Origin of the sequence: Microcoleus sp. M2_D5 (assembly GCF_036701935.1) — a bacterium.
In the GTDB taxonomy this organism is placed as follows: Bacteria; Cyanobacteriota; Cyanobacteriia; order Cyanobacteriales; family Microcoleaceae; genus Microcoleus.
This window is the reverse complement of sequence record NZ_JAUBRP010000067.1, coordinates 2,501-27,687: the sequence shown is the minus strand read 5'-3', so window position 1 is coordinate 27,687 and position 25,187 is coordinate 2,501. Positions and strand designations below refer to the sequence as shown.

Genomic DNA, 25,187 nt, shown 5'->3' with positions numbered 1-25,187 from the left:
ATTAGTTGCGGGATGGGTGGTCTTGGCGAAAGAATGGCTATATAATTAAATCACTCCTAGGTCTATTTAAAATATACAACCTACAATCTACAATCGATTTACGGAGTCAACCGAGAGGCAACTAAAAAAGCAGCAGAATTACCCGGAAAATGAAAAAAAAATGAGGATTCCCAGGAATATTGAAAATGACCCAATTAGGGTATAATATCAATATTAATTAGTTTATATTACTTACGTAAAAAATGAGCGAAGCTGCACAACTAAGTAACTTTAAAGTCTTCCCCAAACATACTGGAGTTTGGGAGGGAGACTGGAAAATACTTGATGCCGACTGCAAGGAAACCCAGCGCTTTAAAGCCGTGTTAACCCAGGAAATTGTGGACAACGAGTGGAAGCAAACTAACGTTCAAACTTATACCAATGGCAAGAGTGAAACCCAAAATTTTGTGGGTCATGTTGTCGGTGAAGGGCAAGTGGAAATTGAAAGTCCAGACTCGGTTTTTTCCAACTACAAGACACTAGCGACAGAAGTTGGAGATAATTTGATAATTTTTCAAGTATGGGACAAAGCAACTGGCATTCTGAGGGCTGTAGAAACCATCAATCTCGTCAGTGGCGATCGGCGAATTCGGACTACCCAAAGCTTGACTGAAGAGGGAAAACTCAGGGGAGTTATGGTGATTGTCGAACAAAAAATTGAGTAAAAATTTTCACTGCTTATGTTACCCACTGATTTATTGAGTCACCGCCAAAACGGAGAATCAATTATTCCTCTCCGTCTCAAGATAGATGCTAAAAATTTAGAAGCAGCAACGGAAATGATCGACTGCTTTCAAGAGTCGATCGGCAAAACCCAAGGCGAACTCGACGGACGCCTGCTAGAATTAGAAGGCGACAGCCCGGATTATCGGCTGAAACGGGGATTAGCGCACCTGCTGAAAAGCGGTTTCTGCACCTTGGAAGTCATCAGTCCCCTAGAACCCTCAGAGTTGAGACAGCGGGTTTTTGCCTTGTCCGCGCTCACGACTCCCAGCCCTCAATCCACCCAATTAACCCTGGAAAAAGTAGCAAGTGAACTCAGCCAAGAGTTAAACAGAGAAGTTTTGCCTCACGAAATCACTACAGGTTTATATGCGGATTTAAACGAAAACAAAATCCTCACTGAGTTTAATCCACCAACTCCCGAAAACTTGCTTCACAAATACAATCTTTCTCAAGTTCAAGGCATATTTTACCGAGCAAGTCAAGTCCAATTAACCGCCCACCGCAACGATCCAGGAGAATACAAACTCTTATTTCGCTATTTGAAACTATTTCAATTAATGACCTACATCGAAGGCGATGCAGACCACGGTTTTACACTGACAATAGACGGCCCTACAAGCTTATTCAAACCCAGCACCCGCTACGGCTTAGCCCTGGCGAAAATGCTGCCCGCACTGCTGCACGTCACCAAATGGAGTATGCACTCGACACTGCACACAAAAGACCCTTTTAGCGGCGTTTTGAAAACAGGTAAATTCACCCTAAATTCCGACTGCGGTTTAGTCAGTCACTATCCCCCTGGCAAGCCTTATGATAGTATGTTAGAAGCAGCATTTGCTGAAAGATGGAATTCTACAAAAACCGAGTGGCAACTAGAGCGAGAAGTTGATTTAATTCCGATTCCAGGTAGCGTGATGATTCCCGACTTTCGGTTAGTACATCCCGACGGACGAGTATTTTTATTAGAAATAGTTGGCTATTGGCGGCCGGAGTATTTGCAAAAGAAATTTGCACAAGTACAGAAGTCTGAATGCGATCACTTGATTTTAGCTATTTCCGAACGGCTGAACTTAGAAAAAGCCGGAGTGAATGTCAATGAAGTGCCAGCAAAAGTAGTCTGGTTTAAAGATAAACTGCTGCCCAAATCAGTCCTGGAAGTCCTCGAAGAGTAACCAATCCGGGCATCAGTTGCAAACATCTTTCTTTCTTTCTCTCTCTCTGCGCCCTCTGCGCCCTCTGCGGTTCAAAAAAATCCTCCTCAAAAAATATCGCACATTCCCAGCTATACTAAAATAGGAATTCACCCAAATCCTTGCCACCGCATACTCTCACCCTAAAATCGATTGAAAAATGGCAGACACAAGTATTGTCGAAAGAATCAAAAAACTTTTAGCCCTAGCCACCTCATCAAATGAAAACGAATCCACTGCGGCAGCCGAAAAAGCTTCCCTGTTACTGGCACAGTACAATCTCAGTCTCGCCGATTTAGGGCCAAATCACCAAGAAGAGATTGACGAAGACTCAGTTGAAACAACATCCAAATTTGTCACTTGGAAAATGATGCTGCTTTCGGGAATTGCCGACGCTAACGGTTGCACTGCCATGCGAAACACTTATAATGGCAGTATGTTTTTGGTGGGAACTTCTACCAACCTGATTGTTTGCAAACATCTGTACGAGTATTTGAGCTCTGCGATTGAAAAAAGGGCTAAATACCGCAAAGGAAATGGGAGGGGATTGGCGTATCTGAATGCTTTTCGGGTTGGATGCGCGACGAGGTTGAGACAAAGATTGTTGGAACAAAAACAGGAGATGGAAAACTCAGGGATTCCGGGTTCCGGGGATGCGGCGGCGACTCCAGCGATTGTAGTGCGATCGATGTTTGAGAAAAATCAACAGGCGATCGCGGATTATCTAGAGGGCCGAGGGGTTAAAATTAGAACGAGAACAGATTCTCAAGTCAGTAGCGCGGCGGGTTTTAATTCGGGGTATGAAGTGGGCGACAAAATTAGTTTGCACAAGCAAGTGCAGCCGCAAGGGGATATGAAGCAACTTAATGAATGTCTTTGAGTTTATGTATAGTTAGCATTAAAAGGGAATTTGTTCGTCAAGCTCAGGAAATTTTGCAGCCAGTTTATCCCAGGCTTCATTTGCCGCTTGTTTTACCCTATAATCACTATCTCGCAAAGCATCAATTAGGGAGTCTACTGCTCTTAAATCCCCTATTTCACCTAACGCCCAAACTGCCATCTGTCGAACTTCATCCTGGTTATCTTGCAAAGCTTCAATGAGAGAGTAAGTTGCTCGTTTATCTTTGATCTGACCCAGAGCCTTTGCTGCACTGACTTTAGTTGCGTAATCCCAATTATTATGACAATCGTCTTTGAGAGTGGCAATTAGAACAGGCACAGCTCTAGCATCACCTAAATCTCCCAAAATTCTGGCTACCTCTTCTTTGGGATCGTAATAGAGAAATGGATCGTTATTCTGCTGGTTCAATCGCTCTGCATTCTGATGATTGAGTAATTGCAACCCTTGGATTAGAGGCTCCACAGTTCTTGGATCTTTAAATTCGATTAGGTCGTTGGAGAAATATGTAAAAAACCGACCACACAAAGAGCCTTGCTGAATAGCTTGTAGAGCAAATTCTATAATCTGAGAATTATATTTACGCCAAATTTGATATTCTTTTTCAGGGTGGCGAGAAATATAATCCCCTATGAAGTAAGTTCCTGCTTCATAACATTCTGCGATGGTTAGCATCATACTGGTTAAACTTGTATACTTTTCAAGTAAAGTTAACTCTCCTTCTTCAAGTCGCTGAAAAATTATCGGACAAAAATTTAGTATGTTATTAATTAAAACGCACCCCTTATCTTCCCATAAAATGTGATAAAAAATATTTAAATACTTAAAAATTTCCCAATAAGGCTTAATTATATCTACATCGGCTATGTTATCTGTTTGGATAGTTTGATGTGTGAAGATATCCTGGCCAAGCTCTGCAACGATTTCTTGTAGAGGTCTAAAAGTCCAACTATGAAATATCCAAGCTGTTTCCTTCCACTCATCTCCTTCTACTGCACCATTTCTCCACTGATAGAGTTCATAGAGTTCAGGAGAAAATTGGATTGGTAAATCTCTTACTAAGTTATCTATCTCATCTTTTGATAAGCCAGGGTATAGATACTCAATCAACCAGGGCTCGTGTCGCTCTATCCAGCTTAAGATTCGGTTTAAGGCGTCGGTTAATTCTGAAGTCATAACTTTCTTTCAAATGGAACCCACCGCCGCGAGTTAAAGTTTTCCCGTTGTCACGCACCCTACGACTGATATCTTGCACAGAGTACGATCGCCCTCAATCAATCAATCAATTCCGCTTCTTCAAAAATCTGCCGAGTCGTCAACTCCAAACCAGGCAGCAACTCATCCACAATCGGTGTATTATCCGTATAAACTTGACTCGAACCATCGGGGAAAAAGCTTTTTATTAAAATAGCCTCTGGATCTATCACCCAAACTCGCGGAACGCCCGCCGCCAAATAATCTTTCGCCTTCTCTTCAAATTCCTTCATACTTTGATCGGGCGATATAATCTCAATCACCAGTTCAGGAATTGCGGGACAAGCTTGATTCCGGCGATAACTCTGCGGTAAACGTTCATAAGAAATATACAGTAAATCCGGTACAGGAGCCCAGTTTCGATCCTGACGCTTTAATAGAACCGCTAATTCTGGAAAGACTCTACCTTTTCCCCGACTCCATAGACGCAATAGGAAATTTAAAGCTCCCTGTAAACTGGAATGAAAAAATTTTGGAGACACTTTGGGGACTGCTTCACCATCGACAAACTCACAATATATATCTCCGTCGGGCAAAGCTAGAAATTCTGCTAAAGTGAGTTTGGTTCCGATGCCTACCATGACTCCCAGCCCTCTCGCTAATTAGTTGATAGATGTATTATACAAAATTTCCCAACATTCCTAGAAGTACGATCGCCCTTCTCCCTCTACGCCAAAAGTGGAACAGGCATCCCGCCTGTGAATTTCTGTGAATTTCTGCGCCTCAGAAATCAAAATCCCAATTCCCCAAAAACAATAGCGGGACCGGCTATCCACCCCGCCCCGCATTCTCCAAAAGCCCCAAAACCATTCACTTCAACCAAGCAGGATGAGCCATCAAAGCTGCAAACGGCTGCACTCCCCGCAACTGATTCGACAGCGGCAAATGACCCCTAGGCGCGCTCAAATCCCAAATAAACTCTTGCGGGTATCGCGTCCAATTATTCCCCTTCTTCCAGCCAATTAGCGGCCACAATTTATCCCAATTCTTGCCCGAACTCAGCCAAATTTCCCGCTGCACCGAAAAGCCAAATTTGCCTTCGGAATGAACTTTCCACAGCGTATTAATTGTTTGCAAATCCGTTACCGGCAAGCTCTCAACTTGCGTAAAATACAGCCACTTTCTCACAGAAGCTGTATCACCAGCCAATTCACAAAGCTTGTCTAAAGTCAAGCGATCGGCTTCTTGAAATTCCTGTAACGCCAATAATTGTTGCAGCGGAGTGTAATCAATGTTAGAGTCCGATCGCAGCGGCACAACCCCAGTCGGAAAATTCGCTTGCAAAAACTCCGTCGCTCTCGGAGAATTAGCACTGTAAAGAATTTGGTAAGCCTTACCCATTACCGCAGTCGGTGGCTCTGACTTGCGCTCTAATAAAAATTCCATCAATACATCCCAACCGGAATCTGCTATTTGTTGTTGCAGCAGTTGCAGTTGAGCTTTTTCCGAACCAGACCTCAACTGAGAGCGGAATTCGGCTGTATCGGCCGCCGAGTCTAGAGGAGAAGTAGAAATCGAGTCAGTCATGAGAAACTATCAGCTATCAGCTATCAGCTATCAGCTATTAGCTGAAGCCCTGGTTTTCCCCCATTGTACAATGGTACTGACTCCGATTCACTTCTCTGTACTCGGATGCCTGCCTTGCACGCCGCCTGGTTTAGCCGATCGCCCGATCGCACACTTTTCGCCAATGGCAGCAATCGCAAATAAGTCTACCATCTGAAATTTACGATCGATGCCATACCAAAGAGTTTTTTTTGAACCTAGTCGTCCACGATCGAAACCCATGCAGGGAAGGAAGGCGGAAAAAAGTTTATGTCATATTCCGAGTCTTCCCACTCTTTGACCCAAAGCGGCACGGCGCCTGGGCTAGGAGTTGCAGAAAAGGTGCGTTCTTTGACTTCGATCGAGTGAAATAGCTGTTTTAAAGTATCTCCCCGATCCAAAGCTTCGCTGAGGATGTCGTCCAAGTCAGGATCGACCCGTTTGACACGGTTTTTCTCCTCCTCCAGCCACAGCAGTTTCAAAGACTTCAGATCCCTCGGACTGAGGATGCTCTTGTAGTACACGCGCTTAAGGGTTGCTACGGGCTCCAACGAACGTTCTATCCGGCGAATTTGCTGAACTCGCAGGTAGTGCCATTCCGCTAAACGCTTGCTTTCCGAAGGCGGGAGAGTACCCTTGCCCGCTGCGTGTTTGTAGTCGTATTTAATCAAGCTGCAAGCCATATTGGCTAGCAGGTGAATCAACTGTTTTTCTTTGGGTGTCGCCTGACGCCGTTCCTGGGTTCTTGTCAATACGCGCTGTCTGCGGGTAGTTTCGAGAGTATTTTCCATTTGGTTTTTACGAGATGAAATACGATTGTGCCAGATCCAAATCCCGAACATCAGAAGGTAAGGAAGTTGATAGGCGGGGAAACTCCACCAACAGACTCGCCTTACCTGTTTATTTTCCCATCCACCGTTCTCTGAAACTGATTACCACCCCTGGGATTAGGTAGACCGATCTTGGGATCGAGTTTTAACTACCTCGAGCAGAGGCGGTTGGGACAACAAGCACCACAACTACAACCACAACCGCATCAGAGCGAACCACACTCCGGGCGCCAATTATTTCCTGCCTTTACCCGTTTTTACCTCTTCTTGGTCTCCATCCTCATTCGTTCCAGTGTAGTTAAAGTCAGGACGACTCTCCCAAGCCGTCAAACTACTGGCTGATGAAGGTTGTGTGGCGATCGCTGAAGCGCTGGCGCTGCCTGCCTGGAAAAAGCCGAAGCCAGCCGAGGCAATTACCCCTAATACTAAGATGCTGTTTTTCATGTTCGATGACCCTGATTTGCGTAGATTGACACTTTTTGGCTCACCCGATCTCTCAGAAATGGGTTGATGCAATAGCCCACTTGTCTTCTGATAAATCTGCCTGCCATAATCAATTCAGACAGGCACACCCGCTTGCGATCGGAAACGCCAGAAGTGACGTGTTACTAATGTCCACGATCATCCACCAACCCGAATCTTTTGGGTAGTGGAGCGAAAGCCATCAGGGCGTCGATCCATCAGGGAGTTATGCCATCAGGGTGCTAATCCATCGGGTAGTTAAGCCATCAGGGCGCATCTTCTACAATTAGCCACAGACTTAACTTTTAGAGTTGAGCGAGTGGTTAGCCGGTTTCTGACCACGCCTTTAAGAATTAAACTTTTTGTGGAGGCATCCTGAAAAGTTTGTTCTTAGGAATCCCCGAACGCGAAAGCCCGGGGAAAGTCAGCAGCATGGAATTCCATGCAATCTAAGTCAACTAAAAAAACGCAGATTAACGATATCTCCCACTCAAGCAGTCCTCAGCCAAACGCTGGGGTTTTTTATTGGCAGCCATTGCTCTGTCTTTTCCTCCAGCATTCGGCAAACGCAACTGAAGGCAGAAGGTTGACGGCGCTGTGGTTATGAGTTTCCCTGCCAACATCATACCACCGGGTTAATTTTAAAGTATTATTGTAAAAAAAAATGTGAAAAAAACGGCGTTTTAGCGTTTTCAATCCGATCGAGTCAAAATTCATCAATTATGTGAACGAGTGTAAAAAATCAAGTGGCCGGGTACAATTGGGCCGAGCGTACGATTTGGGGCGAACGCTTGCAAAGATACGGTAAAGATTCACGAGAAGAAAGCTGACCTAGTAGACAATAGAGAAAGAAGAACAAAAAATTTTCCACCATAGTAAGGGCGATTCAAAAAAAAACAATCCAAATGCAACACGCAAACTCCAAACCCTTATTGAATAAGTCATTGCCCCATCTAAAATCTCAAATCTAAAATCTAAAATGGTATCAGCCGGCCATAACTCCAATTTGTAACCTTTCGATCGCACAGCATAGGGGCGTAAAATCTTGATGAATTCCCAGATGACAGCATCCGTCAACTCAACGTACCAATATCAAGTTGGAGGCTATTTGCCGGCCGGTGCGCCCACCTATGTCAGGCGACCGGCAGACAGCGAGCTCTACGAAGGACTCAAAGCCGGAGACTTCTGCTACGTGTTGAGTTCGCCGCAAATGGGAAAGTCCAGCCTGCTAGTGCAAACGGCCAAAAGGTTGCAAGCCGAAGGTACAGTTTTTGCCGCCATCAACTTGAGAAGCATCAGCAGCCCAGATATCTCCCCCCAAAAGTGGTATGGCGGAATCATGTACCGCATGGCAAGCAGTTTACACATCACAAACAGGTTTGATGCCATCAAGTGGTGGAACGATCGCGAACTGCTGCCGCCGGTGCAGCGATTGGAGATATTTATCGAAAAAGTTTTGCTCAAGTCACTTCAGCAAAATCTGGTAATTTTTCTAGATGACATTGACAGCATCAGCCGCCTAAATTTCAGTACCAAGGATTTTTTTGCTTTGATCCGGGCTTGTTACTCCAAGCGGGCAGAGCAACCGGAATACGATCGCCTGACTTTTGCTGTTATGGGAGTAGCAGCCCCCTCAGAATTGATCCGAGATCCAAGATGCAACCCTTTTAATATTGGACGGCAAATTCATTTAAGTCGATTCCAACAGCAGGAAAGTTTGCCGCTAGCAAAAGGATTAGCCCTGAAAGCTTTTCGCCCCCAAAAAGTCCTCCAAGAAATATTAGCTTGGACGGGCGGGCAACCGTTTCTAACTCAAAAAGTTTGCCACTTGGTACTTGAATACGGGTCTTTTATTGGCAGAAATTCGGAAGCTCAGCAGGTTGAAAAACTGGTCAAACACAGAATTATTAAAAATTGGGAACAAGAAGACGAACCCCAACATTTGATACCTATACGCGATCGCATTTTCCATAACCACTGCGACCTCACGCGGCTGTTAACGCTGTACCAGCAAGCTTTGCAACCGCCCAAGGCAACAAAACCGGGAGAATCCCAGGGAGTACCAGCAGATTACTCTCCCGAAAAACTCGAATTGCAACTGTCAGGACTGGTTGTTAAATTTGAGGGTAAATTAATAGTTTCTAACCTAATTTATCAGTCAGTTTTTAATCAGTTCTGGGTGGAAAAAGAGCTGGGGAAATTAGCTCCTTACCGCTTGGCTCTAGCAGCATGGCTGGCTTCAGACCGCGAAGATGAATCGCTGTTATTGACAGGGGAAAGTTTGCAGTCAGCTTTGGATTGGGCCGAGGACAAACAATTAAGCCAAGAACACTATTGGTTCTTGAATCCCGATCGAACTTTTGGGGAAAAACCCACAGTGGTTGTCGCACAAGTTGCAGACAGCAGCGTAGACACAGATGCAGACAGCCACATCCTCACCCCACCCTCAGACAGTCTTCCAACTGGCAACAACGAACAGAGATTGTACGATCACATCGTCTCCTGCCTGGAAACAGAATCCCCCGCACAGGTGATCGAGCGGTTCCGAAAGCTATTCATCGACGGCATGGGCTATCCCGATCGAGAGATTGAAGCAACTTTGTATAGTATAGTCTCCGTCAAGCGATCGGATCAGGACTTTAAATATCTGCTCCACCGCTGCTGCTACATCCCCATCAACCGCTGGCAATTGCAATCACAAAATCAGTTCGCGATCGCCAAGTTGGTATCTTTATTTAAGCAGAATTCTCCCCGATTCGGGATGGAATTTTACATAGTCAAGCGCTTACAAGAACAAATAAAATTTTTTACTAAAAGTGAAGAATTCCAGACTATAGAGCGCTTAGTAAAAGCCTTAGATAGAGATGCGGAACAGCAGCAACAAGATACAGATTTTCCTTTGGGCGAATTGATATGTCGGTATCCTTATTTGTACGGCTATTCTCTACTGAGCAAGGACAGCATTGAGGAAGACCAACAAACCATCCAAAAACTGGCATTTCAAAGACAGCGACAATTTGAAACACATTTGTCTAAATATTTGAATTATATGGTAGAGCCGAGAAATACAGAAATAGGAATTGTACAGCGAGCGGCTAATCCCACACTTTTGAACGATGCAGAACTGCACTTAGCGGTCAGGGAATTTGCCGGAAAAGTAGCAGGCGATCGCACCTACAAAGAAGCAGCTCAATTTTTTCTGAGAGATTCCAGAAAAACTCCATCATACGGCTCATTTAAAGTTAATTTATATGAATATTTAATATCGTCGATCGAACCAGAATACGGGGGGCGTCAATTTAATGACCGTTTGTACAAACAAATCAAAAATACATTGCGAGAAAATGACTCGGTGAAATTCAATAATCCCTTGTTAGTTCGTACTTGCCACCAGTTGTTCAACTTCTTAGTAGTGGAAAATTCTCAACATCCCAGCCACTACGTTTTTTACGATTTGGTGTACAACCTCGGCGCTAGTAGAACAATGGGTTTACTGCTGAAACTGGTGCTGCTTTCGGGCAAAGTAAAACCAGAGTTGGAAAAGCGATTTTCTATTTTGTTCAACCACTATGAAGGTAAAGCTTCTAATGAAATTATGTGGTTTGTCAAATCGTTGGAAAATTTCAATGTGGCTTTGGTTGTGAATTTTGGTAAGATGGATTTGTCTTTAGTTAAAGAGCATCTTATTCTGACTTAAAAAAACCAACTCCCTGGTGCAGGGTTTTATAATAGTATTAATTTCAAAAAAACCAGGTAAAGCACATAAAAACCTTTGTTTACTCACGTAACCAGAGCCTGTAAAGGAGTATTTTTTACTACTCTTGAGTTAGGAAAAAAAAATGGCAAAAACTCATACTAAAACGGGCTTTCTGTGGTAGTAAATGTGAGATAGAAAATTTATGAAACTGGTGGAAAAGTAGCTAAGGGATTTAAAGAAACAATAAAAATTATTTTTGATGAATATCTACCAAAATGGAATTATCGTGCAGTTCCGACTATTTAGCAGATGCTAAAGTTATTAAATAGTCATTCCTTAGAATTAAAATTTCTCATGTAAAAGTCAAGATAGTTAATTTTATATTATCGCTCTATCCAATGGGTATTTCTAAACCCGGTACGCTATATCTAGTGGTCGTGCGTAAGTCCTGACGCTTCTTGACGAGCTTCCAGTTAATGTTTGCCCAGTCTTGAAGTGGTTCCTTTGTTCCCTACGTACCGCTAAGCATTTTGCAGCCCAGGACTTCATCAACAACTTTTGGAGTCTGCGAAGTGCCTTAATACAGCCTCTTCGGTGGTTCATGAAGTACACTATAAAGCTATATTGTGTGGTGTTAATCCTCCGGGTGCGGAGCGGCGAAATATTGGTCGATAAAACCTACAGATTGACGGATGTATCAGCACCTTACACGGGCTAGAAGATTGTGTGTACCACATCTACATGGAATATGCTGTATCACCACGATTGGTGGCTTGATAGATTCTTTTCTGCAACTTGAACACAACTCTTTCCAGCTTTCGTCAGGGAGTCTTGTTCCATTCATACATCGGTTTTACAGTGCTCATGACTTTTACATTGCTACTGGAGGTTCTATCTTCCGAGACACCGTGGCTCTGTCTGCATATCTCCCTCGTTACAGGGGAGCTTTCGCTTTCTTACCAATCTCTTGCCAACCCTGCGGTACATTGAAGGTAAAGTCCCTTTCTTACCAATCCTTGCCCTTTTGGGACTCAAGCGCGTATCAACCTGTTTCGCTGGTTTTCTCTCACGATGGTTCGGATGTACCTCTGCTTTCGCTACCCATAAACTCTTGCTCGACGGGATTCTAGAATAGGTTTTCCAGTTACCGCCTTTTCACCCCGCTTTACGAATTGATGGCTAATCGCTACCGTAGGGGTGATGCTTTCACCGCAGCACCAGCGGGATGGGACTTGAACAATGTTCTCACCCACAAGACGAACAAGTTGTCATCTAACAAGTGATTAAAGTGCGAGCTCAATCCATATTGGATTAGCTTATTAGAGCCTGAGTTCCCCCCATTTCTGGGTTTCTTCAGAACGAAACGCACGCTGGAACGAGAAATATAGGAAGAAACCGGGGCAACCGGGTTTCTGATGTTGGCGTGTATCCAGGACACGGCAATGCGATGTCCGGTGTTTAAATTGTTGACAATCGAGCCGATAATTGCTATAGCATAATAGAATCAAAAAGTTAATAGCAAAAGTCTCTAAAAATGCCTTATTTAACAGCAGCAAACGACATCAAAGCACTCATCGCTAAATTTTCCCAAGCTAAAATCCTGTGGGTGGATACAGAAATAGCAGACTATAAATCCAACCCCAGATTATCTCTGATTCAGGTGTTAGCTGACTCCACAGATTCCACGGGAGATGCCACTTTTCTACTAGATGTCTTGGATCAACCAGAATTGGCCAAAGATTTCATCAACCAAATCATGCTCAATCCACATATTGAAAAAGTCTTGCACAACGCCAGCTATGACATCAGATTTCTAGGCAATGACGACGCTCAAAATGTCACTTGCACATTCAAAATGGCGACAAAGATTCCCACTTACATTCTGCCATTACCCAACCGAAAACTCAAAACTTTAATAGAAACACTTTGCGGCATTGCTTATGTTGATAAAACAGAACAAAGCGGCGATTGGGCCAAGCGTCCCCTGACCCAGAATCAGCTAGAATATGCCAAGATGGACGCGGTTTATTTAGCTGGAGTGCATCGCCACCTGCTAGAAATTCTTGCCCAATGCTACCCCGAACCAGCAACGGAAAACTTGACAGCATTGGGTGAAAAATATCAGGAAATAGAATCTCGGTGGAAGCCGCTAGATTCAGAAATTGCTGAAGTGAAAGAACGCATTAAAGCAGGGATGTTGGCCCAAAAGCTTAAAGACAGTTCTTATTTTGAGCTGTCCAGTTCGATAACGATGAAAGTTGATTTTATGACGCTGGCCAGACTGATGCAAACTGAAGGAATTGAGTTAAATTTTTCGGTGACGCTGACGAAAGAAATTCAAAAACAGTTAGGCAACCTCATCGCCGATCCATCTTTGGAAGTTGAGGATATTGCTAGTTGGCGGTTAAATTCTAATGTACAGCAGCGGCGGAAATCCACTAAGAAAATTGCGCCGGATCCGGAGAGTGAGGATTTAACAGTATTGGGGGAAAGGTATCAAAAACTTTTGCCTGAATGGAAGTTACTGGATTCAGAAGTTGAGCATTTGAAAGAGCGAATTAAAAAAGCAATGTTGGTGCAAAGTAAGGAAAATACTCCCCATTTTAAGTTATCCAGTTCCTCCATTTTGAAGGTAGATTTTGCTAGATTGGCCAAACTTGCGCTATCTGTGGGAGTTGAGTTAGATTTTATGGTGACGCTGACTCAATACATTCAAAAGCGGTTAGGGGAAGCTATTAACAAAATTGATGTGCAAATTGAGTATCTTACGAGTTGGCGGATGACGGCTAAGACTATGGAAGAGGAAGATGATGATGAAATCCCTTTTTAAATACTAAAATATCATGTTTCTTCTCATTTTTACAGCATATTCCATGTAGATGTGGTACACACAATATTCTAGCCCGCTGTTTGGTGCGTCGCCACCCGTCAATCTGTAAGTTTTATCGACCAATATTTCGCCGCGCCGCACCCGGAGGATTAACACCACACAATATAGCTTTATAGTGTACTTCATGAACCACCGAAGAGGCTGTATGTGTTCTCTGGGGTCTGGGAGGGTGAGAAAGAGGTCTAAGAACAAGACCAAATAAGGGTTGCAGCCGGGAGCATCCCAATTTTGTAAATATCTCCTAGGTAGTGCTTTTATGTAAAGGATGGAGAAAATTGAGGCGGTTGAGTCTTCAGCATTGCTAATCGGATTTGGTGATTGTAGTCATGAATAAAATTCCAAATAGCACCAGCCATGATTCTCCAACTTCTTAGAAAACGATAATGTCTTCCTGACTAATCGCGAATTTCGCGGACAGAGAGTATTATTTAATCGTTCGATGTAACTCGTCAATCCGCTTTCTTTCCCCACAGGCTGATGCCGTGAATGTCGGTAAAACCGCAGCATATGCCTCCCAACGATCGGTATAAATCTTGGCACGGCAGGCGATAGACACGGCTTGTAGGGAATCCCATAATGCAAGAGCCGACTTTAAGGAACGGTCTCCAATATGACATCCGTGAACTTCCCGAGTCTTGGCATCCATCGCTAACCAAACCCATTGTTTATTCCCTTTATTGTCTACTTTCATACCATAGTTCATCCATTTGGACTGTGTGTTTTCCGACTTCTTTTGGGATAACTGTAGCCTTGGGTTCTACGGCAGTGTACAAGTGGTTTACATAATGCAAGAAGCCAGAAGAGAGGAAACACCCATGAAGGAGGGCAATGCCAGCAAGAGAAATCCGTTCAAGGAGAAGCAACTCAATTTTTGCGCCCGGTGTCGGTGTTTTTGAGTTGCCACTTAGGATTTTCGACTTTCCTGGCGACCACAGTCACGACATTTATGGTGAAAGTTTTCCGCGATGAGTCATACCATTTTTCATCACATCGTCAGAACCACAAGTGGGACAAATCAGATAGGGTTTCATCATGAGACTCCTCAAAAGATTGGCATAGAGCTATTATCCTCTATCCTTTACATAAAATCACTACCGGAAAATCAACAGTTAAATTCATAAAATACTTCCAAAATATAAATATCGCAAAATTATCTTGATTGGGGATGGAGCTAGTTATCATAAATATGGAGAACTTAGATACTTTTAATTATAACTAAATGGTGACAATGAACCTGATAATTTGTCAATTACTTGTATTTTATTTGCTCCCAATGCTCCCCAACAGAATCCCGTTGAAGATATTTGGTTACAAGCTAAAATAAAAACTTTTCAAGAAAGTCTTGGTATTTATGTAGGTCTTTTAAGCTTGTCAAATTTTTATTTGAGTTTTTTACTAGCCAACATAAATTTTATTTCCCCAAAATACGTCAATATATTTACATAAATAAAATTATTTAGGATTGATCTACCTATAGAAAATAATTGAGGATTTCTATATAATTAGTTCTATTTTGATTTTTGACTCAAGCAATTCAGTTAACTCTTTTAAAGTTGCATCATTCTTCTCTTCTATTATTTCTACTACTGTCACTAATTGTTCGCCCTGTTAATTTTGTGAGTGGACTTTCTCCTCGATCCATAGGAAGGATATCTCCTCTGTTTTGGGATCTTTTTAGTAATTATTGAACAAAAGTCTTGGCTACATTAAAACATTATGCTAGTTTTCTTATTCAAAGATTTTATTGGTCTCTCACGTCTATGATTTTTTTGCTAAAGTCTATTGAATAGGGTTGCCGTGATGATTTTTATCTTAATAGTTTCACTTGACTAAGTGTACCTCATAGCTATGAAAAACGCTATAAAGTCACCGTCGATCGTACTTTTGTTAACCATTTACTCAAAATCGGTGAAGTGAAGCTATCCCGAAGGGAATCGAACAGATATCAGCCTCAACGAAATCTGCTGCATCATCGCCGAGTTTGACGAAAACGAATAGCGGTGTATTATAAACTCTATGATTAGCTATCTCAAAGGCACAGTCGCCGATATCGCCAAAGGCAGCAACCGCGTCATATTGACTCTGGAAGTCAATCACATCGGCTATGAAATCCAAATTTTGCCCCGTGTGACCGGTCAATTGCCAGCATCCGGCGAAGTCGCCCAAATTTTTACCCACCAGCAAGTTAAGGAAGACCAAATCGTATTGTACGGTTTTGGCAGCGCGGCAGAACGCGATTTGTTTCGGCAGTTGACGAGTGTTAGCGGTGTGGGTGCTCAACTGGCGATCGCACTTCTGGATACTTTAGGATTACAAGATTTAGTCCAGGCGATCGTCGGCGGTAACACCCGCATCCTCGCCAAAACTCCGGGCGTGGGTACAAAAACCGCAGAACGTCTCGCCCTGGAACTCAAAAGCAAACTCTCGGAATGGCGCCAGCAAGCAGGTTTGACAACTTCAGTCGCGGCCGGAGTCCCCCCAGCTATTCAAGAAGAAGTCGAGATGATCCTGCTGGCGATGGGATACACTGCGGCTGAAGTCTTGCAAGCGCTGCAAACCCTCAGTCAAGACAGCACTTTGTCTGCTAAAGGTGATGCGGATGATTGGATACGTGAGGCGATCGCCTATTTGAGCCGATAATCGCCTACAATGATAATTCCCTACAATATCTAGCCGCCGGGAATAAAAACCCAGGACGGGCGAGACGCCCATCCCACAGGAAAAAAAATTGTGGGATGGGCGTCCCGCCCGTCCTAAGTATGTTTGCCATTCAAGTCTATTCTGCTCAAAAAACAAACCCATCCTTAGCAAAAATTTTATCGTTATTATGCTTCCCCTGTGATAACATAGGAGATTGTGACAATCGTACAAAAAAACTAAAATCAATTCATGGCTCTTACACAACAGCGCAAACAAGAAATCATGGGCGACTTCCAAACCCATGAAACCGATACCGGTTCAGCAGATGTCCAAGTCGCCATGCTGACCGATCGCATTACCAAACTCAGCGCCCACCTGAAAATCAACCAAAAAGACTTCGCCTCCCGGCGCGGTTTGATGATGATGATCAGCCGCCGCAAGCGCCTGCTGGCATACATCCAAAAGCAAAATGCCGATCGCTACAAAGCATTGATTGCCCGTCTAGGCATTCGCGGCTAAACACCCAAGCCAAAATTTGCGACAATATTCTTTAATCTTGGACAAACACCAAGACTTATTGAAAAATGTTCGAGATTTCAGGTTAGAGATAAAATATGTCCTCCGAACCACCCCGCAAGCGCTTGCCCTTTGAACCGGCCGCGAATCGTAAAAAAACGCCTAAAAAGCCCCCAGAACCCCAAGCAAGCATAGCCTTAGAGTCGGATTCTGCCGACAAGCAGCCGAAAGCTAACAAAACCGGAAAACAGGCGCAATCCATCCCAGAAGTAGTCAGCCAACGCATGATATCCCGCATAGCGGTATTCTGTGGCATACCGACAATCCTGGGAATTTCCACATTTTTTGTCAGCTATTTGATAGTCAGCAAAGGCTTGTTTGATTTGCCCAACACAGCAGTATTGCTGGTAAGCATGGGCTGTTTTGGTCTAGGCGTTCTGGGATTAAGCTACGGAGTCCTCTCAGCTTCCTGGGATGAAGAAGTTTCAGGAAGCACTCTGGGGTGGGAAGAATTTAATACCAATTTTGGACGGATGCGAGAAGCGTGGCGCGCCGCGAAGCCAAAAAGTTAGTCATTAGTCATGAGTTATTAGTCATTAGTCATTAGCTAAAAAACTAAGCTGTTAACCATTAGCGAGTTTGTCCTTGGGGAGGGAATAAGAACCCACCCCAGAACAATGCTAAAAATACTGATATAAATAGATTCTCGATCGCCATTGCATCTATTTTTCTCAGTGCATCAGAGTCATCATCCGTTTCTAGCCCAACTAAAAAGGCAAAAAAAATATGATTATTGTAATGAAAGCCGGCACTCCAGAAGCCGAGATCGATCGCATCGACGAAGAGCTCCGCACTAGCTGGGGTTTGATACCAGAAAAAATCGTCGGCCGTTACAAAACCGTGATGGGTTTGGTGGGCGACACAGTTGAGCTCGAACCGATGCAACTGCGCGAAATGAGCACCTGGATTGAAGAAGTTCTGCGCGTGGAAAAACCCTACAAACGCGCTTCTCTGGAATATCGCCAAGGAGAACCCAGCGAAGTAACGGTTGCTACTCCTTTAGGAACTGTAACGATCGGCTTGCATCACCCGATCGCGATCGTAGCAGGCCCTTGCTCAGTCGAAAACGAAGAAATGATTGTCGAAACGGCAATGCGCGTCAAAGCTGCTGGAGCTCATTTTCTCCGTGGTGGCGCGTACAAACCGAGAACTTCCCCCTATGCTTTCCAAGGCCACGGCGAGAGTGCTTTGGGATTGCTAGCGGCGGCGCGGGAAGCTAGCGGTTTGGGAATTATCACAGAAGTTATGGATGCGGCCGACTTAAGTGCGATCGTGGAAGTAGCCGACGTGGTACAAGTCGGGGCGAGAAATATGCAGAATTTCTCACTGTTGAAGAAAGTCGGAGCTCAAGACAAACCAGTTTTGCTGAAGCGCGGCATCTCCGCCACCATTGAAGAATGGTTGATGGCTGCTGAGTATATCATGGCTTCTGGGAATCCGAACGTGATTTTGTGCGAGCGCGGAATTCGCGGGTATGACAGGCAATATACACGCAATACCCTCGATTTGTCGGCAGTACCAGTATTGCGGACTCTGACTCACTTACCGATTATGGTTGACCCCAGTCACGGCACCGGTTGGGCGCAGTTTGTACCCTCGATGGCCTTTGCTTCGATCGCCTCTGGTACAGATTCGCTGATGATTGAAGTGCACCCGAATCCGAAAAAAGCTTTGTCTGACGGGCCGCAATCTTTAACACCGGATCAGTTCGACAAGTTGATGGAAGAATTGGCGGTGATTGGTAAAGTCATGGGACGTTGGCCGCAGCCCGTGCCAGTTTTGGCATAGAAACACCAGTAATATAATGTCCGGTCAATTAACCGTAATTCCTGTAGGGGCGGGTTCGCCCTAATTTGCAACACAAAGCCGAGATTCTGGAAACCCGCCCCTCTCCTTGGGTATGACTTACCCGTTAGATCGAATCCGATCGATTAACCATAATATCCCGGCCGGGGCGGGTTTTTGAGATTGTCAATTATTGGCTGGTATTGTTGGCTAACGGGCCCCTACGAAAATCGCGGTCGATCGATTGGACATGATATTATTCATTGAATTAGCGATCGCTCTGATTTAAAATAGCCTCAATTTGATTTTTTACTTGTTCGAGTTCTCGGCGTTTGTCAGCCAGCCAAACTTTTTGGGCCTCGCAATCTGCTTGCTCTCGATCGCGCTTTTCCTGCTGTTCTAATAAATTTTCCCACAGCGAGATCGCTTTTGACATCGCACCGCTATTCGCATCAGCGCGATCGTCAAATACTGTAATAATTCTTTCTTGTACCTTCTCAAAAATAGACTGGGCAGATTCGTCAAATTTCTCAACGCCTAACTCGCAAACTTTTTGCTTAATCTGATCTTTAACAGCATCGCCATCTAAAAAACTAAAGCCAAAACCGCCACCAGCGCCAGCAGCTAAGCCACCCAAAATAACTCCTATAAAACCAAGTCCTGTAAAAAATAGCAACCCAGCACCTACTAATGCACCGAGACCCAAACCAACGCCTAAGCTTTCATCACTACCGATATTTGGGTTAATTGAGGAAGCAATTCCCCTTCCACTTGCGCCAAATCCGCCTAAGCTACCTGCTGTTGCTAAGTTATTGAATTGAGCGACAAGGCTAGTGCTGAGTTGCTGGTCAAACTGTTGAAATTCTTGCCGTATTGCATCAATATCTTCACCGATTTGGCTGTCTAGCACTCCCATATTTTGTTTTAAAATAGACTGTACTTTTTGATTGCCCCAGTCATCAATTTCTTCGGTGATGTCTCGTACAAATTGATCTGCATAATCTTTAGTCAACTTGTCTTGACTCATGATGTGTCCGTGTTCGGAAGTCCAGCGATGACTTTTTGCCATCAGGCGTTCTCCCAATCCTTCCACCCATTCATTCCAAGATTCAATAGCTTCTTCTACAGATTCCTCCCTCAGTTCATTAGCTAAAAGTTTGATTTTCACATCGCGGCCGCTTACTTCCGCCATTTGTTCAAAAATCTTCGCCTTATCTCCTTGAGAAACTGTCAATTTTCCTTCTAAGATTTCCCTATATTGAGTCAATTCATCGCAGCCAGTATTAATAATTTGCTTAATTCCGGCGACGGACTGCCGAAGTGCGATCGCCCCCCGTTCAACAGTCAGAAATTTCTCAATCGAATCAGTAAAACCCTGAAAAGATTTTAGATAATCATCATTTTCATTGCCTGCTAAAATCGCTTCTAATGCAGATTGAGCAGAAATAAAATGAATCCGATTTTCACCAGCAATCAAATTTTGACTTGTAACAATTGTTTCCACCCTTTTTCGTACCTGCTGGCGACTCTCTTCCCGCCGCAGTAAATCGAAAAAATTAACTACCATAAAAATATTACTCGCGCCTTCCTTATTACCATAATTTAGTTCTTTTTTCAAGTACAAAAGCAGTTCTCGCTCTTTCTCCGTTAAAGCATTTTGAGCATGAGTTAAGAAAATAACCGCATCAGTTGTTTTGAGAACCTGTTGGGTGACTAATGTGCGTTCGGCTTGTTCGTTCAACCCAGGAGAATCAATAATTTCTACCCCATTGCGGCACAACTCTAATTCGGGATGTTCAAAAACGATTTCGGCAATTTCCGACTTGGCAATTTCATCGGCATAGGAACCATAAGCCGCTTGTTCCGAAATCGAAGCTTTCTCTTGATATTGTGCAGGTGAAATTTCTTCCTCCCGTCCATTGTGGTAGCGACAAATAACCCGGCGCTGCGAACCATATTTCAAAATAGTCACATTACCGCTACAGGGAATATCGCGCACTGGTTGGATTTCCTCACCAAGTAAAGCATTTAGTAAGGTTGATTTACCTTTACTAAATTCGCCGACAACAGCAACGCGAAAACATGGAGATTGCAATCTCTGAGATACTTTCGTTACTTCTTCTGCTAAAGTAGGAGATAGCACGTTGCGATCGATTCCATTTTGCAGAGTTAAGCCTAGTTTTTCACAAAGAGCATTCAGTTGTTGCCGATACTCCTGAAATTTTTTCAACTCCTGATAGGATGAAACTGATTGCTTTTGATTTGTTTTGTGTTTCGGTTTGGCTGGTAAATGTTCGATAATGTGACTGGCAGCACGGACAAACATAGAATCGAGAGATTGAAATTGCGCTGGATCGAGTAACGAGTGGACTTCTGCTAAAGCTGCTGTATCGCTGATGGCTTGATTGCTAAAACTCGCTTCCAAAACACTCAAAAATCGCGCATTAACTCCGAGTCGATCGGCAATGATGGTCAAATACTGTTTTTCTCGTTCATCTATTGTCCCATCTGCCGCCGACATTTGATACCCAAAACTAATTAACAGCAGTTTTTCCTCTTCGGAAAAGCACGCTGTCAGCGCCAGCAACGCCGTCAATTTCTTGTAAACTTGCTGTTCCCGCACGCTCTTAACCATCGGCATTACGAATTGGCGCAAACTGTTGTTAGCGGGAATAAGTTCCGTAAAAATTGTCCGCAATCGCTGTGTTTCCTCAGCACTTACCGTACCGTCGGCATGAATGACTCCCAGCAATACCGTCACCAGCCCCGCCAGGAAAAGCACGGGCGGAGTAATATCCTCTTTTCGGAGGCTTTGCCCTGTCAGTCGGGAAACAAGCTCAACCGTTTGCGGACTAATTAGCGAAGTGTCCATTTGCCGCGCCTTTAGATAATTTTTTTTTTATTTAAACTATCATAATATATTAGTTATTCTGTGGATTGGTCACACGGTAAAAATTGATGATGAACTTTGTATTTCCCCCGGCGGTACAGGCTGCGATCGAGGCTGGCAAGTACGTACAAGTGTTTACATCGGCTGGAGTGCCGATCGGCATGGCGAGAGATGCAGCGACGGGACAGTTTGCGGCCCACGCCGTTGGCGCCGTCCTCAACAATAGCCCCCTATCGCCGTTAGTGTCTCCCGTGCAGCTTGCAATGGGAGGCTTGCAGATGTACCAAACGCAAATGGGCTTTCAAGCCGTCCAAACCAGTTTGGGCGTGCTGCAAGCGACAACAGCCGTCATTGGTGTGGGAGTTGCGGCTGGGGTAGCTTTGTCTGCGGTAAATTTGCACCAGACTTTGAAACTAAAAAAAGCAGTAGAAAGGCTGGAAGTTAAAGTAGAAAATGGTTTCATCAATTTAGAACAACTTTTGAAAGGCCAAGGCGCGGAAATTAAGCAATTAATTTCCGAAGTGGTTGCAGATATAAAATTTGAGAACCATCGCCTAGTCTTAGTGCGGGCTTACGGGTTATTTAATCAAGCAATTCAACGAATGCGATCGGCCTTGCGACTCCAAGATATCAACCGCCGCAACGCTGAAATTGATGCGGCGCGGGGGATGCTGTTTGAAGCTTTAGCCGATTACAGAAATCCGCAGTTGTTGTCAGAAACTTGTGCGGCGGGACAGTTGCGCCGGTTAGAGTGCAGTTGGACGATCGAACAAAGTATTATTGCGACTTATCAGGTGCAAAATGAGTATGGGGCTGCGGGCGATCGTATTTCTCAACTGCAACAACAAATCCGTCAAGATAGCCTCGGTATTATACACTGTTGTGACTCAGACGAAGAGCTTGACTTTCTTTTTCCTGAAATTACGTGCATTCACGATCGCGATTTAGTTTTATTAGAGACTTGGCAAAATCAGATTGAATGGATGAAAGCTTTACCGCCAAGTGAATTAAAACAGTTGCAAAGTGCTGATTTTAGTAAACCTGACTCTGCTGTTAAGGTGGAGAAAAACTCAGCCGCAACAGCTTTAGCAATCCCAGAGGAACAGTTATTTTATGAAAATTTGAAGCCGAAGTCTCATTTTTACGCGCTTCGCACTCAACTGGAATGGATGCTCGATCGGCAGCGACGTGAAGAGTATGAAGATTATATCATTGAACAAGGGGAACTAGGGGGTCATACAAGTTTAGTATCGTCGAATTTGGAAAAAGCCTCTGATTTGGCTGTGGCTAATCTATTTTGGTACTTCAAAGTCCGGGATGAATCCGAAGAGGAATTAGAATTAGATTCTGATGAAACTACGAATAATACTGCTACTGCTACCGTTGTTGCAGAATCTTTCCCAAGCGATAAGGTTAAGCAGCAAATTTATGAAAAACTCAAAGCCGTTGTTGCCAAGCAACTAGAAGTTGAGGCAAGTAAAGTCACCATAAACGCTAATTTTGCCAAGGATTTAGGAGCCGATTCTCTCGATGCAGTAGAGCTAATTATGGCCATTGAGGAGGAATTCGACATTGAAATTCCCGATGAAGCTGCGGAGAACATAGAAACAGTTCAACAGGCTGTTGATTACATTTACAAAAAAGTTGCTGTTTAAAAAGCAAAGACAGTAACCAAGTTCAAATTCCTTAAACAGAAGAAAGCACTAGAAAGACTTCAAGCTTTCATGTAATACCAACTCAGCAGAGCGATCGGTGTAAGGACACGGCCAAAGCCCATGTCCCTACCAAAAATTGTACGACCAATGTCATTATTATTACAACAAACATCAAAAAAAATGAAGTCTAAATCAGTTACCCAAATCAGCGGGATTCCCCGTCAATTAGTCGGTGCAGTTCCCGTCCGAACCAGCGGTACAGGAACTCTTAAAATTGTTGGGGACACCTTACAAGAAAATTTCACTTCATTTTTTGGGTTAGAAATCAAAGAAATTGTCATTCCCATTCAAAATGTCAAAGCAGTTGAAATAGGGGAAGGCTGTACTTGGTGGCTGCTCGGACTCGGAATTCTAACCCTCGGCTTATTCTTCATTGGTATTATCTTCATTGTGTTGGCTTTTGTTGTAAAACAGCGTTATATTGCCATTTACACGAGTAGTAGTAATCTCATTCTGTTTTGTACAAAAAAGGATAAATTCAACCTGTTTTGTAACGAAATTATAGAAGCTTGTCGTCCCAAACCGAGCTATATGCCCCGACATTCTCAGTCTCCCCCACCACCGTCTTCTTTGCCAAATAGATTCATACTTAGCTAAATTTACCAGGTCGATCGCTATTTCTACCAAAGTGCGATCGCTCTTGTTTTGAGGAAAGCACAAAGCGCGGTAAAAACAAAAAACTTAGGGACATACAGTTTAAGGAGTAAAAATCTAATGCAACTAATTTTGGCAGAATTTTGTGGACGCTGGGGCTGTTCTTGGTGGGAGAACATTATCACCATCATCTTGGTTAGTCTGAAGGGTAAGGGAGTTGTACTATTGCTGGGATTATTGGTGATGCCGATATTTTTGGTTTTGCTAATATTGCTAGTAGGCTTGATGCCAGCTTTTGAATTAATTGCTAGTTTTGGGAGAGACAAACAAGAACTCCAAAACCTAAACAATTCTCAGGAACAAGACCAAACGATTGTATCAGCAGGAGCTAAGTTTGTCGGTCGTAGAGGAGCTAAATTTTTGGGTCGTAAATTGAAAGAAGTAAACAAACAGGAAGATGTCAATTCTCAGGAACAAGACCAAACGATTGTATCAGCAGGGGCTAAGTTTTTAGATCGTAAAACAGCTAAATTTTTGGGTCGTAATGGGGAAAAAAAGTGATTTAATCCCACCAGTAAACCACAACAGGCGGCGGATTTTCATAACCCCCATAACCAATAAACACAGATGCCCGATCGCGATCCATCACTTGCACATCATCCGCCATCCAAGTCTTCCCAAAATCAACCAGCGGGTAAACGCAATCATCATCCCTACTCCAAATATAAAGCGTATCAGCGTGCCAGCGATCGTCCAAATCTCGCAGCAATAAACCCAAATTACTGTAAAGCCTACCGCTATTTTCATCCTCCGCAATCAGCGGCAGCATCATAAAATTCAGCCACAAATCTCTGTTCTGATATAGATCGGTTAAAATCGGTTCCGGGTCGAAATTATTCCATCGTCCATTTTGCACCATCAGCGCTTCCATCAACTGCTGCGGTGTACATTCTCCGATAGCTAGCGATAAATCCACGCGCGGTGCAGGTGCATTTTGTCGAAATTTTTCATTTCTACCGCCTCGCCTTTCTACAAGCGTTTTGCGGCGTTGATGGCGCGGTTGAGCTTCAAAAACCCACGCCCCCCGCGAGTAACTTTTGGGAGCACCAACAGCGGGCAATGGTTCGGGAATTTCGTTAAATCCTGCCAGCAAGCGCTGATATCCGTCTGCTTCATCAAATGTCACCCAGTGCGATCGCCACACGCACTCCAAAACAAAACCAATTGTAACGCAAGGAGTGCGATCGCAGTCCATCAGGGCGATCGACCAATCATCGCTATCTTCAAACCGAGACAGCCACTGCGAAGCCGCCTCCCATTTAGGCAGCAAGTCTCCTTCTGGAGATTTCCGCATTTCCTTCATAAGCCGCACTCTGTCTGACGGAGTGAACATTTTAGGTTAGCCGCGAAGTTGAATAGTTCATTTGTAGCACAATTATTTAATCCAAACCATCAA

Annotated in this window: 23 protein-coding genes and 1 pseudogene; 13 read left to right on the top strand and 11 right to left on the bottom strand. The window is 43.9% G+C overall.

The genetic code is table 11. The annotated features are described in order from the left end of the window. Window positions 1-242: 242 nt before the first annotated feature. The 3 genes from QUA50_RS22995 to QUA50_RS22985 all read left to right on the top strand — a co-directional run bounded on the left by QUA50_RS22995 (window position 243) and on the right by QUA50_RS22985 (window position 2,835). The gene (locus tag QUA50_RS22995) at window positions 243-704 is read left to right on the top strand and encodes a DUF3598 family protein (RefSeq protein ID WP_333267530.1); all 462 of its coding nucleotides are present in this window, start codon (window positions 243-245) and stop codon (window positions 702-704) included. Between the two features lie 15 nt (window positions 705-719). Continuing rightward, the gene (locus tag QUA50_RS22990) at window positions 720-1,937 is read left to right on the top strand and encodes a DUF790 family protein (RefSeq protein ID WP_333267532.1); all 1,218 of its coding nucleotides are present in this window, start codon (window positions 720-722) and stop codon (window positions 1,935-1,937) included. 178 nt (window positions 1,938-2,115) lie between these two features. Beyond that, window positions 2,116-2,835, top strand: coding sequence for a DUF2786 domain-containing protein (locus QUA50_RS22985; protein WP_333267534.1), 720 nt, complete (start codon window positions 2,116-2,118; stop codon window positions 2,833-2,835). 18 nt (window positions 2,836-2,853) lie between these two features. Here the strand turns inward: QUA50_RS22985 and QUA50_RS22980 are convergent, their stop codons facing one another. From QUA50_RS22980 to QUA50_RS22965, 4 genes are all read right to left on the bottom strand, one after another. Next, on the bottom strand, window positions 2,854-4,029 hold the full coding sequence (locus tag QUA50_RS22980) for a HEAT repeat domain-containing protein (protein ID WP_333267535.1): 1,176 nt from the start codon (window positions 4,027-4,029) through the stop codon (window positions 2,854-2,856). Between the two features lie 98 nt (window positions 4,030-4,127). Continuing rightward, the gene (locus QUA50_RS22975; RefSeq protein WP_333267537.1) at window positions 4,128-4,688 is read right to left on the bottom strand and encodes a Uma2 family endonuclease; all 561 of its coding nucleotides are present in this window, start codon (window positions 4,686-4,688) and stop codon (window positions 4,128-4,130) included. Between the two features lie 60 nt (window positions 4,689-4,748). Then, window positions 4,749-4,883 (bottom strand): hypothetical protein, encoded by a 135-nt coding sequence (locus QUA50_RS22970; RefSeq protein ID WP_333267539.1) that lies wholly within the window; start codon window positions 4,881-4,883, stop codon window positions 4,749-4,751. Window positions 4,884-4,917: 34 nt separating this feature from the next. Then, window positions 4,918-5,634, bottom strand: coding sequence for a GUN4 N-terminal ARM-like repeat domain-containing protein (locus QUA50_RS22965; RefSeq protein ID WP_333267541.1), 717 nt, complete (start codon window positions 5,632-5,634; stop codon window positions 4,918-4,920). Between QUA50_RS22965 and QUA50_RS22960 the strand changes: the two genes are divergently transcribed. After that, window positions 5,633-5,830 (top strand): hypothetical protein, encoded by a 198-nt coding sequence (locus QUA50_RS22960; protein ID WP_333298881.1) that lies wholly within the window; start codon window positions 5,633-5,635, stop codon window positions 5,828-5,830. The genes QUA50_RS22965 and QUA50_RS22960 overlap by 2 nt on opposite strands. A 40-nt stretch (window positions 5,831-5,870) precedes the next feature. Here QUA50_RS22960 and QUA50_RS22955 read toward each other — a convergent pair whose 3' ends face one another. Together QUA50_RS22955 and QUA50_RS22950 are read right to left on the bottom strand one after the other, a co-directional pair. Beyond that, window positions 5,871-6,443 carry a hypothetical protein gene (locus QUA50_RS22955; RefSeq protein ID WP_333267543.1) on the bottom strand — a complete coding sequence of 191 codons (573 nt, stop codon included), beginning with the start codon at window positions 6,441-6,443 and terminating at the stop codon, window positions 5,871-5,873. Window positions 6,444-6,716: 273 nt separating this feature from the next. Then, entirely contained in the window at window positions 6,717-6,926 is a 210-nt protein-coding gene (locus QUA50_RS22950; RefSeq protein ID WP_333058256.1) for a hypothetical protein, read from the bottom strand. A gap of 1,078 nt (window positions 6,927-8,004) precedes the next feature. Here QUA50_RS22950 and QUA50_RS22945 point away from each other — a divergent pair. Further along, complete coding sequence (locus QUA50_RS22945; RefSeq protein ID WP_333267545.1) at window positions 8,005-10,641, top strand: AAA-like domain-containing protein; 2,637 nt, start codon at window positions 8,005-8,007, stop codon at window positions 10,639-10,641. A gap of 408 nt (window positions 10,642-11,049) precedes the next feature. Here the strand turns inward: QUA50_RS22945 and QUA50_RS22940 are convergent, their stop codons facing one another. Next, window positions 11,050-11,244 (bottom strand): reverse transcriptase N-terminal domain-containing protein, encoded by a 195-nt coding sequence (locus QUA50_RS22940; RefSeq protein ID WP_333267547.1) that lies wholly within the window; start codon window positions 11,242-11,244, stop codon window positions 11,050-11,052. Window positions 11,245-12,175: 931 nt separating this feature from the next. Between QUA50_RS22940 and QUA50_RS22935 the strand changes: the two genes are divergently transcribed. Continuing rightward, entirely contained in the window at window positions 12,176-13,471 is a 1,296-nt protein-coding gene (locus tag QUA50_RS22935; RefSeq protein ID WP_333267549.1) for a ribonuclease D, read from the top strand. A 3-nt stretch (window positions 13,472-13,474) separates the two neighbouring features. On the opposite strand, the gene QUA50_RS22930 is transcribed toward QUA50_RS22935, so the two are convergent. Next, a complete protein-coding gene (locus tag QUA50_RS22930; protein ID WP_333267551.1) occupies window positions 13,475-13,657 on the bottom strand; it encodes a hypothetical protein in 183 nt (60 codons plus the stop codon). Window positions 13,658-13,785: 128 nt separating this feature from the next. Next, window positions 13,786-14,565 (bottom strand): annotated as a pseudogene (locus QUA50_RS22925) (IS1 family transposase). A 982-nt stretch (window positions 14,566-15,547) separates the two neighbouring features. On the opposite strand from QUA50_RS22925, the gene ruvA reads away from it, so the two are divergent. The 4 genes from ruvA to aroF all read left to right on the top strand — a co-directional run bounded on the left by ruvA (window position 15,548) and on the right by aroF (window position 18,535). Further along, window positions 15,548-16,171 (top strand): Holliday junction branch migration protein RuvA, encoded by a 624-nt coding sequence (ruvA, locus tag QUA50_RS22920; RefSeq protein ID WP_333267552.1) that lies wholly within the window; start codon window positions 15,548-15,550, stop codon window positions 16,169-16,171. Between the two features lie 249 nt (window positions 16,172-16,420). Continuing rightward, a complete protein-coding gene (rpsO, locus tag QUA50_RS22915; RefSeq protein ID WP_015174482.1) occupies window positions 16,421-16,690 on the top strand; it encodes a 30S ribosomal protein S15 in 270 nt (89 codons plus the stop codon). A 95-nt stretch (window positions 16,691-16,785) separates the two neighbouring features. Beyond that, a complete protein-coding gene (locus QUA50_RS22910; protein WP_333267555.1) occupies window positions 16,786-17,259 on the top strand; it encodes a PAM68 family protein in 474 nt (157 codons plus the stop codon). Window positions 17,260-17,473: 214 nt separating this feature from the next. Next, window positions 17,474-18,535, top strand: a complete 1,062-nt coding sequence (gene aroF, locus QUA50_RS22905) for a 3-deoxy-7-phosphoheptulonate synthase (protein WP_333058251.1) — start codon at window positions 17,474-17,476, stop codon at window positions 18,533-18,535. 265 nt (window positions 18,536-18,800) lie between these two features. On the opposite strand, the gene QUA50_RS22900 is transcribed toward aroF, so the two are convergent. Then, window positions 18,801-21,404: a dynamin family protein gene (locus QUA50_RS22900; protein ID WP_333267557.1), complete on the bottom strand. Its 2,604-nt coding sequence runs from the start codon at window positions 21,402-21,404 to the stop codon at window positions 18,801-18,803. A 1,442-nt stretch (window positions 21,405-22,846) separates the two neighbouring features. On the opposite strand from QUA50_RS22900, the gene acpP reads away from it, so the two are divergent. The 3 genes from acpP to QUA50_RS22885 all read left to right on the top strand — a co-directional run bounded on the left by acpP (window position 22,847) and on the right by QUA50_RS22885 (window position 24,292). Continuing rightward, window positions 22,847-23,077 (top strand): acyl carrier protein, encoded by a 231-nt coding sequence (acpP, locus tag QUA50_RS22895; protein ID WP_333267565.1) that lies wholly within the window; start codon window positions 22,847-22,849, stop codon window positions 23,075-23,077. 180 nt (window positions 23,078-23,257) lie between these two features. Further along, complete coding sequence (locus tag QUA50_RS22890; protein WP_333267559.1) at window positions 23,258-23,734, top strand: hypothetical protein; 477 nt, start codon at window positions 23,258-23,260, stop codon at window positions 23,732-23,734. A gap of 117 nt (window positions 23,735-23,851) precedes the next feature. Further along, entirely contained in the window at window positions 23,852-24,292 is a 441-nt protein-coding gene (locus QUA50_RS22885; RefSeq protein ID WP_333267561.1) for a hypothetical protein, read from the top strand. Between the two features lies 1 nt (window position 24,293). On the opposite strand, the gene QUA50_RS22880 is transcribed toward QUA50_RS22885, so the two are convergent. After that, window positions 24,294-25,124: a hypothetical protein gene (locus QUA50_RS22880; protein WP_333267563.1), complete on the bottom strand. Its 831-nt coding sequence runs from the start codon at window positions 25,122-25,124 to the stop codon at window positions 24,294-24,296. Window positions 25,125-25,187: the final 63 nt, after the last annotated feature.